Origin of the sequence: Streptomyces sp. NPDC003247 (genome assembly GCF_042888135.1) — a bacterium.
In the GTDB taxonomy this organism is placed as follows: Bacteria; Actinomycetota; Actinomycetes; order Streptomycetales; family Streptomycetaceae; genus Streptomyces.
In genome coordinates, this window is the sequence record NZ_JBIAPF010000014.1 from 111,779 (window position 1) to 125,092 (window position 13,314).

The window sequence follows — 13,314 nt, forward strand, 5'->3', positions numbered from 1 at the left end:
GAGGGGGCCGGGTGGGCCGCGCGCCGGGACGGGGTCCGGCGGCGGGAACGGCGGGGGGGGGCGCCCCGGACGCCGTGCCCGTCCGGCGGACGTCCGGCCGCGCCCGGTCGGGTGCGCCGGCCGTCACCGCGTGGCGGCCGGGCCGGGGCCGCGCGGAGCCGGCGTCCGGGGCGCCCCCGCCCGCCCCCGTCACGCCGCCGCTCCCCCGGCCGGCACGCTCCGGTCGACGCCGGTCCAGGCCAGCGCGACCGCCGCGTCGAGCAGGGCCCGCTGCGCGTTCCCGCCCACGCAGTACGCGGCGAACTCGTGCTGGTGGTTGGTGGCGGGCAGCGAGCCGATGCCGATGTAGGGGTGGATGGCCGGCACCACCTGCGAGACGTTGCCCATGTCGGTGGAGGCGCGGTTCATCCGGGCGGCCTGGCCGGGCGGCGCGAACTCCCGCCCCAGCGCGAGGGCGTTGGCGCGGTAGTGCCCGAGGGCGGCCTCGTCCGTGCGGAACTCCGCGTACGGCTTGCTCTCCGGCTCGATCTCCAGGTCGCAGCCGGTGGCGAGGGCGCCCGCCTCGAAGGCCCGCATCACGCGCGGTTCCAGCCCGGCGAGTTCGGCGAGGGTCTCGGCCCGGACGTACCAGCGTCCGGACGACCGCTCCGGGACGGCGTTCGGCGCGTCCCCGGCATGTGTCACCACCCCGTGCACCCGCGCCGAGGCCGGCAGGTGCTGGCGCAGCAGCCCGATGGCCACCTGGGCCACGGTGAAGGCGTCGGCCGCGTTGACGCCGGCCTCCGGATAGGCGGCCGCGTGCGCGGACTTCCCGGTGTACGAGATTTTGGAGTGGCTGACCGCGAACGGGCGGGCCTCGGCGACGTCGACCGGCGCCGGATGCGCCATCATCGCGAGGTCGACGCCGGCGAAGGCTCCGCGGTCGAGCATCTCGATCTTGCCGCCGCCGCCCTCCTCGGCCGGGGTGCCGTAGACCTCGACGGTGAGGCCGGCGTCGTCGGCGACGGCGGCCAGGCCGAGCGCGGCACCGACCGAGCTCGCCGCGATGAGGTTGTGCCCGCACGCGTGACCGAGGCCGGGCAGCGCGTCGTACTCGGCGCACACCGCGATCCGGACCGGCCCGCTGCCGAACCGGGCGTGGAAGGCGGTGTCCAGGCCCAGGTAGGACGAGGTGACGGCGAATCCGGCGCGGTCCAGCAGTTCCGGTACGGCGGCGGCGGCCCGGTGTTCCTCCCAGGCGGTCTCCGGGTCGGCGTGCAGCCGCTCGGACAGGGCGATCAGTTCCTCGGCGTGACGGTCGACCGCCCGCCGGGCCGCCTCTTTCAGGGTGCCCGTCACAGGTCGCCCGGGACGCCGTACGACGGTGAGCCGGCGGGGTCGAGCCCGCGCCGCACGTAGTCGTCCCGCTGCGGCAGCCAGACGTCGAGGAGGTCGCCGAGCCGGTCGACGGGGTCCTCCGCCCAGTCCACCCGCAGGTCGGTGACCCGCCAGCCCACGTCCGCGACGACCGCCAGGCCCGCGGAGTACACCGGCCCCTCCTCCCCGCCGGCGTCGACGGCGGCCCTGAGCGCGGTGAGCAGCCGCTCCTCCAGCTGGCCCGTGGCGGCGGCGTACGCGTCGAGCATGACACCGGGAATGTGCTCGCCGCAGAGCATGTTCCCGGCCGCCACCGCACCGTCCCGCGCAGCCGCCGCGTGCTTGCCGAGGGTGCGCGGCCCGCTGAAGGCAAACCCGGGGCCGGAGCGGCCCAGCACGGTCAGCTGCCGGTAGTCGATCTGCTGGGACGCTCCGGTGACCTCCGTCAGCGCGCGCTCGGGGTCGCCGTGTTCGGCGAGCCGCTCCAGCAGGCGGGTGCCGAGGGTGGGGTCGGTGATGTTCTGCGAGGCGGCCGCGCCGACGCCGGGCCGCAGGTGGGCGACGCGGGCGAAGACCGCGGGGCTGGAGGAACTGGCGACGATGCCGAACCGGTCGCCGTCGCGGGCCACGAGGGAGAACGTCATGCCCGCTCCTCCCCGGGGATCACGGCGACGGCGTCGATCTCGCAGAGCCATTCCGGGCGGGCCAGGGCCGACACCACCAGGCCGGTGGAGATGGGGTGGACGCCCTTGGTCCAGCGGCCCACGGTGCGGTACACCGCCTCGCGGTAGCGCGGGTCGACCAGATAGATCGTCAGCTTGACCAGGTGCTCCATCCGGCTGCCCGCCTCTTCGAGCAGCATCTTGATGTTGGCCATGGCCCGCTCGGCCTGCGCCTCGGCGTCACCGATGCCGACGGACTCGCTGGTGTCGAGGTCCTGGCCGATCTGGCCCCGGACGTAGACGGTGTTCCCGGCGACGACGGCCTGGCAGAGGTCGTTGTCGAGGTTCTGCTCGGGATAGGTGTCGCGCGTGTTGAACGGACGGATCCGGGTGTGGCCGCCGGCGGTGATCGGGGCCTTCGCCCGAGGGCCCTGGTGCGTGGAGGTCATCGTCCGCTCCTCAGGTGGTGGGGGTGGCCGGCGCGGTGCCGGGCCGGTCGGTGGTGCCGTACGCGAGGTAGCCCCGCCGGGTCGCGATGTGGTCGGCGACGTACCGGGCGTCGTGCCAGACGCCCCAGATGAAGCTCGACCCGCGGCGGGAGAGCCAGGGCAGGCCCAGGAAGTAGACGCCGGGCTCGCGGGACACTCCTCGTCGCTGGTCCGGCCGGCCGTTCCCGTCGAACGCGTCGGCGTCGAGCCAGCCGTAGTCGGCGGCGAAGCCCGTCGCCCAGACGATCGAGGTGACCCCGGCCTCGGCCAGGTCGAGCTCCAGCCGGGGGTCGGTCACGCAGGCCGGGTCCGGCCCGAGGACGTGGGCCTCGGGCTCCTCGGGGAGGTCGAGGCCGTTGCGCTCGACGTACTCGTCCGCCGCCCGCAGGAGCGCGAGGTACTTGGCGTCGCCGAGCGCGATGTTCGTCGCGAGATCCGGCGCGAAGCGCAGGACGCCGTCGCCGTGGGACGCGGTCAGGCCGACGAGCTCGATGCCGGTGCCGGCCAGGGCACGGAAGTCCACGGTGTGGCCGCCGCGGGCGCCACTGACCGCGATGGTGACGTGCTCGGCGCCCTGGGGAGGCGTCTCGGCGTCCCACAGCCCGAGCACGCCGAGCCACCAGCAGAAGTCCCGTCCGCGGTACTCACGGGGAGGACGGTCGTGCGGACCGACGGAAAGGAAGACCCGGCGACCGGACCGGCGCAGCTCGTCGGCGATCTGGACCCCCGAGGAGCCGGCCCCGACCACGAGGACCGCGCCCTCGGGCAGTTGCCCGGGGTTGCGGTACCCGCTGGAGTGGATCTGTACGGCCACGGCGCCGTCCGGGACGATGGGCGGGATCACGGGCCGCTGGAACGGTCCGGTCGCCGCCACGACGAAGCGCGCGTCGAGGGAGCCCTCCGACGTCTCGACCCGGAAGCCGGGCCGGCCGGTGTGCCTGCGCACCGAGGTGACCTCGACACCGCACCGCACCGGGGCACCGATCTTCTCGGCGTACGCGGTGAAGTAGTCCGCGACCTGTTCCTTCGAGGCGAAGGCGTCGGGGGCGACGTCGGCGAACTCCAGCCCCGGGAACCGGTCGTGCCACGCGGGCCCGTTCGCGACCAGGGAGTCCCACCGCTCCGAGCGCCACCGCTCGGCGATCCGGTGCCTCTCCAGGACGACGTGCGGTATGCCGTGGGCGCCCAGGTGCTCGCTCATCGCCACGCCCGCCTGGCCCGCCCCGACGACGACCACTTCGGTTTCTTCACTCGGCACTTCGACCTCCACTCAGGCGGTAGTCCATCCCGGTGTCGCGTTGACTGTGCTACCGCACGAGTCATCCTCGGCCGCGCCGGAAAGCCTGTCCAACAGATGTTTCCGTTGCAGGCCATCTGATTTTCAGATGCGGAGCGGCGTGCGGTGCGGCGGACGCCGGCGCAGATCCGCGGGCCCGGGCGCGGACGTCACCGCGCGAACTTCTCCTTGGCCGCCGGAGTGACGGGGGTGAAGAAGTTGACGAGGTTGCCGTCGGGGTCGCGGAACAGCAGGGACCGGTTGCCCCAGGGCATCGTGGTGGGCTCGCTCACGAAGTCGGTGACGAAGGCGGACAGGTTCCGGTGCACGCGGTCCACGTCGGCGACGAGGAACTCGACGATCACGCTGTGGTTGGCCGCCGCGCGTGCGGAGCCCGGGGCGAACAGCGGGACGGTGCGGAGGCCGGCGATCGCGAGGGTGGCGTGAGGGGTCTTGAGTTCGGCGAAGTCCTCGGTGGCCCACACCGCCCGCACCTCGGTGGCCCGCTCGTAGAAGTCGACGAGGCGCGCGACGTCGCCGGTGATGACGCGGATCGAGACGAAGTCCATGGTGATCTCCTTGACTGCTGGCGTTGCTGTGCCGCTGTGCTGCTGTGCTGCTGTGCTGCGCAGGCTAGGAGAAATAGCGGACAGAACGTGTCCTGTATGCGCGTTAGGCTGTGACCATGCCCCGTCCCACCGGCCGCGTGCTGACACTCCTGGAACTGCTCCAGTCGGGCGGCACCCGGACGGTGGCCGAACTGGCCGAGCGGCTCGGCGTCGACGGGCGCACCGTGCGGCGGTATGTGAACCAACTGATCGACCTGGACGTGCCCGTGGAGTCGGTGCGCGGCCGCTACGGCGGGTACCGACTCGCTCCCGGGTACCGTCTGCCTCCGCTCATGCTCAGCGACGACGAGGCACTGGTCGTGCTGCTCGGCCTGATCGCCGGACGCCGGACGGGGTTGATGACGGCGGGACACACCGCGAGCGAGACCGCAACGGCCAAGATCCGGCGGGTGCTGCCCCGGCATGTCGCCCGCCGGCTCGACACGCTCCTGGACTCGCTCGCCTTCACGGATCGGCCCGGTGAGTTCGCCGCCCCGGACGCCGGCATCCTGCTCACCCTCGCCGACGCGGTGCGCCACCGCCGGCCCGTCTCGATGAGATACACCGGCGGCGACGGCCGACGCAGCGAACGCACCCTGCACGCGTACGGGATCGTCGCCCATTCGGGCCGTTGGTACGTCACGGGCAAGGACGCCCTCAGCGACCAGGACCGGACCTTCCGACTCGACCGCATCTCGGACGCGCGGACCCTGCCCGGCTCGTTCGAGCCGCCCGAGGGCACCGATCCGGCACAGCGTGTGCTGTCCGGGTTCGCCACGGCCGAGTACCGGCACGAGGTGACCTTGCGGATCCACGGGACGGTCGAGCAGATCCGCGCCCGCCTTCCCGCCGGCGTCGCGATCCTGGAGGAACACGAGCCCGTGGCAGGCGAAGAAGACCGGGTGACCGAGCGCTGGCTGCGCGTCCGGCTCCGGGCGGAGCGGCTCGACTGGTTGCCTCCGGTCCTGGCCTCACTCGACCGGCCGTTCGTCATCGAGCGCCCCGACGCACTGCGCGACCTCGTCGTCACGTTCGCGGATCGTCTCGCGTCCCACGCCCGCCGGGCGTGACCGCCAGCGGGATTCACCGGCATCGGCCTGCCCCTCCAGCCCGGCCGGCCCCCGGTGTCGGCCGGAAGCGGGCCGGCCACGCCCACGCCACGACCAGCCGACGCACGCAAGGGCACCGGGGACGCCACCGAGCCGGGGCCGCCCCGCGGCGTCAGGTGCGCGCTTCGGGCGTCCCCGGCCGGAGGCCGGGGTGTGCGCGGCTACGCGAAAGCCACCACGTCCCCGGCCATGATCTGGGGAGGGTTGGGGAGCAGGGCCGCGAGGTTGCCGCGCACGAAGTCCGCCGCTTTCGCGACCGATTCCTCGGCACCGGCCCGGTCCTGGAAAACGCTGGTCGAGACCATGACTCCGTCTCCGGCATCGACCCAGTAGTAGGCCACGAAACCGGCGATCTGGCGCACGATCGGCACGAATCCCTCGTTCACCAGGCGCCCCGCCTCGGCCGGATCGGTCACCCCTTCATACCTGCGGACTGCTGCGTACACGGCTGATCTCCTCACACGTTCCGGGTCCGTCCTTCACAGGGACGCCATACCCCCTGCGACAGCCGGCGCTCGCGAGGCGTCCGACAATCATCACCACAGGCTGCCCATGTGATCCGAACGGCGCTGCGCCCGTCCGGTCGCGATGACACTCGCAGCGGCAGGCCTTCTCGCGCCCGCTCAGCGGGACGCCCCCGCGGGCCACAGGACGCGCACCGCGGTCGCCTGCCGCTGGGCGTGGGTGACGACGTCGGCGGTGCCGCCGTAGCCCCGGGCGGGCCGTCCGTCCCACACGGCGAGGAGTTCGTCGACCAGGCCCACGAGGATGTCGCTGCCGGCCATGTAGGCGTGGGGGTCGGAGGCGGTCATGCCGGTCGCGTGGACATCGGCGGCCTGCTCCACCAGCCGGTCGTAGGTGGGGTGGTGCCAGTCGGGAAGGCTGGCGCGGTACTCGGAGGCGGGGACGACGACCTCGATGCGTCCGCCGTGGTCGAGGACCGCTTCGGCGAACCAGGAGTCGGGGCCGTCCGCGACGCACGAGACGCCGACCAGTTCGGCCGGGGCGTACTCCGCCACGGCCGCGGCCAGCAGCGCCCGCACGCGCTCGGCGACCTCCCCGCTCAGGCCGCGGTGCCCGGTGATCCCCACCCGCATTCCCCTCACCCCTTCTCACAGACGGACGCCGTGCGGGCGCTCGTCGAGGTCCCGCACCGCCTTCGGCGGTAACGACAGTGCCAGGGAGCGTCGCACGGCGCGAGCCCGCGCGACGGTCGAGAGCGCGTGGGGCGGCGCCGCACGCACCACGCCGCATCGGCCGGTGACACCGCCGTTCCTCGTGCCTGGACGGTTCCCCGGCGGCGACCGCGTGTCAGGCCGGCGCGACGGCATCCGGCAGGATCGGCTTGTGGTGCGGCATGCGGTGACCTCGCGCAGAATCGAGCTCGCGGACTGGCGAGCCGTCCACTCCTGGGCTTCCCTCCCCCAGGTCTGCCGCTTCCAGCCCTGGGGGCCGAACACCGAGGACGAGACGCGGGCGTTCGTGGTGACCGCGGTCGACGCCTGGGCGCGCTCGCCTCAGCAGCGGTTCGCTTATGCGGCGCTCCGCGAAGACGTCGTGGTCGGCATGGGTGAGCTCCACGTACGGAGCCGACGGCATCGTCAGGGCGAGATCGCCCATGCCGTGCATCCTCGGGTGTGTGGACAGGGCGTCGCGACGGCGATCGGACGGGACCTACTGGCGCGAGGGTTCACGGATCTCGCGCTGCACCGCATCCATGCCACCTGCGACCCGCGGAACGTCGGGTCGGCACGAGTGCTCGGCAAGCTCGGCATGACGTGGGAAGGACGTCAGCGTCACACCGCGCTGATCCGGGACGGCTGGCGGGACTCCGAGATCTTCAGCATCCTCGAAGACGAATGGCGCGAGAAGGCCGGAGCGGAGGCCCACGAGCAGCCGGGCGGCGGCCCGGACCGCCAGGGCGGAAACGAGGCGTCGGGGAGCCTGTTCCGTACCCTGGCGGCATGCGCGTACGCCCCACTCTGAGCTGGACCCCCACCGAGGACCTGCCGCCGGGCACCACGGATCCGGAGCCGGTCGCCGAGGCGCTGAGCACGGGCGGTGTGCTGGTGCTCAGCGGGGCGGGCATCTCCACGGAGTCGGGCATCCCCGACTACCGGGGCGAGGGCGGGAGCCTGAGCCGGCACACCCCGATGACCTACCAGGACTTCACGGCCGACGCGCAGGCCCGGCGCCGGTACTGGGCCCGCAGCCACCTCGGCTGGCGCACCTTCGGCCGCGCCCGCCCCAACGGCGGGCACCGGGCCGTGGCCGCGTTCGAGCGGCACGGCCTGCTCTCGGGCGTGATCACCCAGAATGTCGACGGCCTGCACCAGGCCGCCGGCAGCGAGGCCGTCGTGGAACTCCACGGAAGCCTGTCCCGGGTCGTCTGCCTGACCTGCGGCACCTTCAGCGCCCGCCGCGACCTCGCCCGCCGGCTGGAGGAGGCCAACGCGGGCTTCGCGCCGGTGGCCGCGGGCATCAACCCGGACGGTGACGCCGACCTCACCGACGAACAGGTCGGGGACTTCCGCGTGGTGCCCTGCACGGTCTGCGGCGGCATCCTCAAACCGGACGTGGTGTTCTTCGGCGAAGCCGTTCCGCCGCGGCGGGTCGAGCACTGCCGCACGCTGGTCCGTGAGGCGGCCTCGCTGCTGGTCCTGGGCTCCTCGCTGACGGTGATGTCCGGGCTCCGCTTCGTCCGCCAGGCGGCGCAGGCGGGGAAGCCGGTGCTGATCGTCAACCGGGACCCGACCCGGGGCGACCGGCACGCCCTCACCCGGGTCGCGCTCCCCCTGGGGACGGCCCTCACCACCGTGGCCGGTCGGCTGGGCATCCCCGTCCACGGGTAGCGCTACGGGCGGAGGGCCTCGCATGCATCAGACGCATGAATGATGCGGCTCTCAGGCATTGGACGCATGGGTGTCCGACGTCCGATGCTTGCCGTATCCCTCTCACGGCGTTCCGACAGGAGTCGATGTCATGCCGAAGCAACCGCGGCCCACGGACAGCGTGGTCGAGACGACCGCACGGGGCCGCGCCGTCCTGGCCGATCCCCGCCTGAACCGCGGCACCGCTTTCACGTGGGAGGAGCGGCGTGAGCTGGACCTGGTGGGCCTGGTGCCGCCGCAGGTGCTGACCTTGGACCAGCAGGTGCGACGGGCCTATCAGCAGTACGCGGCACAGCCCACCGATCTGGCGAAGAACGTCTGTCTGACCGCGCTGCACGACCGCAACGAGGTGCTGTTCTACCGGCTGATCGGCGACCACCTGGCGGAGATGCTGCCGATCGTCTACACGCCCACCGTCGGCACGGCGATCGAGCGCTACAGCTACGAGTACCGCCGCCCGCGCGGCGTCTACCTCTCCGTCGACGCCCCCGAGGACATCGAACGCTCCCTCCTCGCCGCGGGACTGGGCCCCGACGACGTGGACCTCGTCGTCGCCACCGATGGTGAGGCCGTCCTCGGCATCGGCGACTGGGGCGTCGGCGGCATCGACATCGCGGTGGGCAAGCTGGCCGTCTACACCGCGGCCGCCGGCATCGACCCGCGCCGTACGCTCGCCGTGATGCTGGACGTCGGCACCAACCGCACCGAGCTCCTGGAGGATCCGCTCTACCTCGGCAGCCGCCACGAGCGCGTCGACCAGGCGACCTACGACTCCTTCGTCGACGCCTACGTCAGCACGGTCAGCCGCCTGTTCCCCAAGGCCCTGCTGCACTGGGAGGACCTCGGCCCGGCCAACGCCCGGCGCGTCCTGGACCGCTACCGGGAGAAGGCCTTCACCTTCAACGACGACATCCAGGGGACCGGCGCCGTCAACCTCGCCGCCGTGCTCTCCGGCGTGCGGGCCACCGGCCTGCCGCTGGCAGAGCATCGCATCGTCGTCTTCGGTGCCGGCAGTGCGGGCATCGGCATCGCCGACCAGCTCCGCGACGCCCTCGTCGCCGCCGGGCTGAGCCCGCGGCAGGCCACCGCCCGCATCTGGGCAGTCGACCGCCAGGGCCTGCTCACCGAAGGCCAGCAGGGCCTGCGCGACGTCCAGCAGCGCTACGCCCGCCGCGCCGCCGAGGTCGACGGCTGGCGACGCGACGACCGGGTCGGCGGCATCGCGCTGGCCGAAGTCGTCGCACGGGTACGGCCGACCGTCCTGATCGGCACCTCCGGACAGAGCGGCGCGTTCACGGAGGACATCGTCCGCACCATGGCCGCGCACACCGACCGCCCGATCATCCTGCCGATGTCCAACCCCACCCGCCTGGCCGAGGCCGTCCCCGCCGACCTGCTCGCCTGGACAGCGGGCCGCGCGCTGATCGCCACCGGCAGCCCCTTCGACCCGGTCGAGTTCGAGGGCGTCACCTACGGGATCGGGCAGGCCAACAACGCGCTGATCTTTCCCGGCCTGGGACTGGGGGCCTTCGTCGCCGGTGCCGACCGCGTCACCGACGCGATGCTCGTCGCCGCCGCCCACGCCGTCGCGGCCCGGACCGACGCCGGGGCGCCCGGGGCACCGCTCCTGCCCCTCATCGACCGGCTGCACGAGACGTCCCTCGCGGTGGCCGTCGCCGTGGCGCGGGCCGCCGCGCGGGACGGCGTCGCCCACGCCGCCGTCGACGAGCACATCGAAGAGCGCGTCCGCGCCGCCGTCTGGCAGCCTGCCTACCCACCGGTCAAAGCCGTCTGACGCCCGCCTCACCGCGTCGGCCGGTCCACGAGCCGCGGGATCCCGGCACCACCTTCGCGTCGCGAGCTGAGCACCGCCACCGACCCGCTCGGCGGCACGGCACAACCGGCCGGGCGCCCCCTGCCGTACCGGGCCGGGCCGACCGTGATCCACGCATCCTCCCCCCTCCCCCCCCCGGTCGCGTCACGGACGCGCGAAAGGACCCGCAGGCATGACTCGCACCGCTCGCCGGCGCACGACGCGCGCAGCCGGGCCGTCCTGGACGCGCCGCGTCACCGGCATCGTGTCGGCACAGCTGCCCGTCGCCGCGATGGTGCGAGGTGCCGCCGGACTCGCCGTCCCCCTCCTGGCCGGGATATGGACGGGATCGGGGGCGCTGTCCGTGATCGCCGCCGTCGGCGCCCTGTGGGGCATCGGCCAGGACGGTGGTGACGCCTATCCTTCCCGCGTGCGGAGACTGGCCTGGACCGGTGCGGCCGCCGCGCTGGGATGCCTGATCGGCGTACTGGCCCTGCGCAGCGGCCAGCCGACCGCGGTCACGGTCTGCCTGACCGTCGCCGCCTTCGTCTCCGGCCTGATCAGCCTGCGCGGACGCGTCGTGTCGGTGGCCGGCATGCATCTCCTCCTGGGGGCGGTCATCGGCAGCGGCATCCCGGTTCCGGGCCCGTGGTGGCATCCGCCCGTCGCACTGCTGAGCGGCGCCGTCTGGGTCCTGGTCCTGTCCTGCACGCCATGGCTGTGGGCTCGCCACGACATCGAGCGTGCCACGGTGGGCGCCGTCTACCGCGTGGCGGCCGAGGCGCTGGAACGGGCCGGTACGCCCGCGGCGGAGGACGCCCGCCGGCGTCTGACGGACGCGCTCGACGCCGCCCAGCACGCGATGAGCCGGCATCTCACCCCCGGTACCCGGCCTGCGCGGCAGACGGAGCTCGGCCGGCTGCTGCGCGCGTTCGACGTCGCGGTGCTGTTGGGCGAAGCGGTGACGACGCTGCTGTGGGAGGCCCGGCCCCTGGCACCGGCGGTGACACGCGTGCCCCTGCTGCTGGCCGACCGTCTGCTGCCGCAGCGGAAGGACCCCACCGCCCACCGGGAAGACCGGAAGGACCGGGAGGACCGGGAGGACCGGGAGGACCGGGAGGACCGGAAAGACCGGAAGAACTGGAAGGACTGGAAGGACCGGGAGGACCGGAAGGACCGGGAAGCGGCCTCCGGCGAGGCCGGCGGTCCCCCGCCGCGACAGCCGGACTTCGCACCGGACTCCCCCGGTCTGCGGGCGCTCGCCGCCCTCCACGAGGCAGCCGGCCGTGACCGGATCGACGACGTGTCCCTGGAACCGCCGACCAGCAGCCGCTCCGGCCGGTCGGCCCACCTGCGCTACGCGGCCCTGCTGGCGCTGTGCGTGCTGATCACACAGGGGTGCGCCACCGCACTGGACGGTCCCCGCGGCTACTGGCTGCCCATGACGGTGGCCTTCGTCTACAAGCCGGACTTCGGGCCCCTGCTGCGCCGGGCACTGCACCGCTGCGCCGGCACGGTGGCCGGAGTCGCGGCCATCGGGGCGGTCGCGCTCCTCACCGACAGCACCTACGCCTTCATCGCCGCGGTGGCCGTCTTCGGGGCGCTCATGGCCGTGGGCGTGCGCCACCATTACGCGATCGCGACGACGGGCCTCACCGCGGTCGTCTTCGTCCTCCTCGACCTGCTGGGCGACCACCGGCAGCTGTACTGGCCCCGCATCCTGGACACCGCCCTGGCCGCCGCGGTCGTCCTCTTCGTGCACTTCGCCGTGTGGCCCGACTCCGCGGCCGCCCGCGCCGAGCAGCAGACCGAAGCCGCCCTGGCCGCCGCGCTGCGCTACCGGGATCTCGCCCCCGACGCCACGCCGGCGCAACGGCACTCCCTGCGCCGCGCCGCCTACCAGCAGCTCGGCGAGGCCCGTCGCGCCGGCGACCACGCCCGCCGTGAGCCCTCCCGGCCCGGCCGCCCCCTGCCGGACTGGGAGCGGAGCATCACCACCGCCGAGCACCTGTGCGACCTGGTCACCGCCCACGCCGTACGGACCGCGCCCCCACCCCGCACCCCACCCACCGGAATGCAGCCGACGCATGAATGACCCCGCTCCGATGCAGTGAGAGGATACGGCCATGGATCTTGAAGTTCTGCGCTCCTTCAAGGCCGTGGCCGAAGGCGCGACGGTCACCGACGTCGCGGCGGACACCCGCATCACCCAGCCCGCCCTCTCCCGCGCGCTGAACCGTCTCGAGGACGAGGTCGGCGCGCAGCTGCTGCAACGCGTCGGCCGTGTGTTGCAGCCCACCCCGGCAGGCCGGGTGTTCAAGGAGTACGTCGACGCCCTGCTCGACAGCTACGACCGCGGCCGACGGGCCGTGGCCGAGGTCGTCGACCCCGACGCCGGCGTGGTCTCGCTGGCCTTCCTGCACACTCTGGGCACCTGGCTGGTGCCCCAGCTGGTCACCGGATTCCGGCAGACCCACCCCACCGTCCGTTTCGAACTGCACCAGGCCGACGAGAACGGACTCGCCCGGCACCTCCTCGACGCCACCGCGGATCTCATCATCACCAGCAAGGATCCGGGCCACCCGCTCATCACCTGGCGCCGGCTCCTGGTCGAGCCCCTCTGGCTGGCCGTGCCCGCCCGCCACCGCCTCGCCCAGCGCCGACGGGTCCGCCTGGGCGAGGTGAACGACGAGCAGTTCATCGTGCTCAAACCCGGTTACGGCCTGCGCAGCATCACCGAGACACTGTGCCTCCAAGCAGGATTCAGCCCGTTGGTCGGCTTCGAGGGCGAGGAAGTGGAGACCCTGCGCGGTCTGGTGGCAGCCGGTCTGGGCGTCTCCCTGATCCCGGCCCCACCGGAGGCCCCCACCGCCCCGCACACCCACCCCAGCCTGCCCATCCGCTATCTGGAGCTCACCGACGTCCATGGCGCCCGGGACATCGGCGTCGCCCGCCTGGCCTCCCGCACCCTGCCCCCGGCCCCCCAACGCTTCCTCACCCACGCGCTCCAGGAGACATCCGCCAGGCGCGAGGCAGCGGCGGCGGGTGCGGAGACGACAGACGCATCTGACGCGCTGTCGGCAGCGCCCTGGTGAAGGGCCGGGCGGCGCC

At 73.4% G+C, this 13,314-nt stretch carries 13 protein-coding genes; 6 read left to right on the forward strand and 7 right to left on the reverse strand.

Features of this window, described 5'->3' with window-relative positions; genetic code table 11:
- Nucleotides 1-189: 189 nt before the first annotated feature.
- The 5 genes from ACFYWQ_RS35950 to ACFYWQ_RS35970 form a co-directional block, all read right to left on the reverse strand.
- Nucleotides 190-1,338, reverse strand: coding sequence for a M20 family metallopeptidase (locus ACFYWQ_RS35950; RefSeq protein WP_389522562.1), 1,149 nt, complete (start codon nt 1,336-1,338; stop codon nt 190-192).
- The gene (locus tag ACFYWQ_RS35955; RefSeq protein ID WP_389522564.1) at nt 1,335-2,000 is read right to left on the reverse strand and encodes a DUF1028 domain-containing protein; all 666 of its coding nucleotides are present in this window, start codon (nt 1,998-2,000) and stop codon (nt 1,335-1,337) included. The genes ACFYWQ_RS35950 and ACFYWQ_RS35955 overlap by 4 nt, the downstream gene beginning before the upstream one ends.
- Entirely contained in the window at nt 1,997-2,467 is a 471-nt protein-coding gene (locus ACFYWQ_RS35960; protein WP_389522566.1) for a RidA family protein, read from the reverse strand. The genes ACFYWQ_RS35955 and ACFYWQ_RS35960 overlap by 4 nt, the downstream gene beginning before the upstream one ends.
- A gap of 10 nt (nt 2,468-2,477) precedes the next feature.
- Nucleotides 2,478-3,764 carry a flavin-containing monooxygenase gene (locus ACFYWQ_RS35965; RefSeq protein WP_389522568.1) on the reverse strand — a complete coding sequence of 429 codons (1,287 nt, stop codon included), beginning with the start codon at nt 3,762-3,764 and terminating at the stop codon, nt 2,478-2,480.
- A gap of 188 nt (nt 3,765-3,952) precedes the next feature.
- The gene (locus ACFYWQ_RS35970) at nt 3,953-4,351 is read right to left on the reverse strand and encodes a VOC family protein (protein WP_389522570.1); all 399 of its coding nucleotides are present in this window, start codon (nt 4,349-4,351) and stop codon (nt 3,953-3,955) included.
- Between the two features lie 116 nt (nt 4,352-4,467).
- Here ACFYWQ_RS35970 and ACFYWQ_RS35975 point away from each other — a divergent pair, with 116 nt between their 5' ends.
- Nucleotides 4,468-5,460: a helix-turn-helix transcriptional regulator gene (locus tag ACFYWQ_RS35975; RefSeq protein WP_389522572.1), complete on the forward strand. Its 993-nt coding sequence runs from the start codon at nt 4,468-4,470 to the stop codon at nt 5,458-5,460.
- A gap of 200 nt (nt 5,461-5,660) precedes the next feature.
- On the opposite strand, the gene ACFYWQ_RS35980 is transcribed toward ACFYWQ_RS35975, so the two are convergent.
- Entirely contained in the window at nt 5,661-5,945 is a 285-nt protein-coding gene (locus ACFYWQ_RS35980) for a hypothetical protein (RefSeq protein WP_389522574.1), read from the reverse strand.
- 177 nt (nt 5,946-6,122) lie between these two features.
- Entirely contained in the window at nt 6,123-6,596 is a 474-nt protein-coding gene (locus tag ACFYWQ_RS35985; RefSeq protein WP_389522576.1) for a hypothetical protein, read from the reverse strand.
- A gap of 163 nt (nt 6,597-6,759) precedes the next feature.
- On the opposite strand from ACFYWQ_RS35985, the gene ACFYWQ_RS35990 reads away from it, so the two are divergent.
- From ACFYWQ_RS35990 to ACFYWQ_RS36010, 5 genes are all read left to right on the forward strand, one after another.
- Nucleotides 6,760-7,485 (forward strand): GNAT family N-acetyltransferase, encoded by a 726-nt coding sequence (locus tag ACFYWQ_RS35990; protein ID WP_389522578.1) that lies wholly within the window; start codon nt 6,760-6,762, stop codon nt 7,483-7,485.
- Nucleotides 7,464-8,351, forward strand: a complete 888-nt coding sequence (locus tag ACFYWQ_RS35995; protein WP_389522580.1) for an NAD-dependent protein deacetylase — start codon at nt 7,464-7,466, stop codon at nt 8,349-8,351. Before ACFYWQ_RS35990 ends, ACFYWQ_RS35995 begins: the two co-directional genes overlap by 22 nt.
- A 130-nt stretch (nt 8,352-8,481) precedes the next feature.
- Nucleotides 8,482-10,185, forward strand: a complete 1,704-nt coding sequence (locus ACFYWQ_RS36000; protein WP_389522582.1) for an NAD-dependent malic enzyme — start codon at nt 8,482-8,484, stop codon at nt 10,183-10,185.
- Nucleotides 10,186-10,396: 211 nt separating this feature from the next.
- Nucleotides 10,397-12,298, forward strand: coding sequence for an FUSC family protein (locus ACFYWQ_RS36005; RefSeq protein WP_389522584.1), 1,902 nt, complete (start codon nt 10,397-10,399; stop codon nt 12,296-12,298).
- A gap of 31 nt (nt 12,299-12,329) precedes the next feature.
- Nucleotides 12,330-13,298: a LysR family transcriptional regulator gene (locus ACFYWQ_RS36010; RefSeq protein ID WP_389522586.1), complete on the forward strand. Its 969-nt coding sequence runs from the start codon at nt 12,330-12,332 to the stop codon at nt 13,296-13,298.
- Nucleotides 13,299-13,314 lie beyond the last annotated feature (16 nt).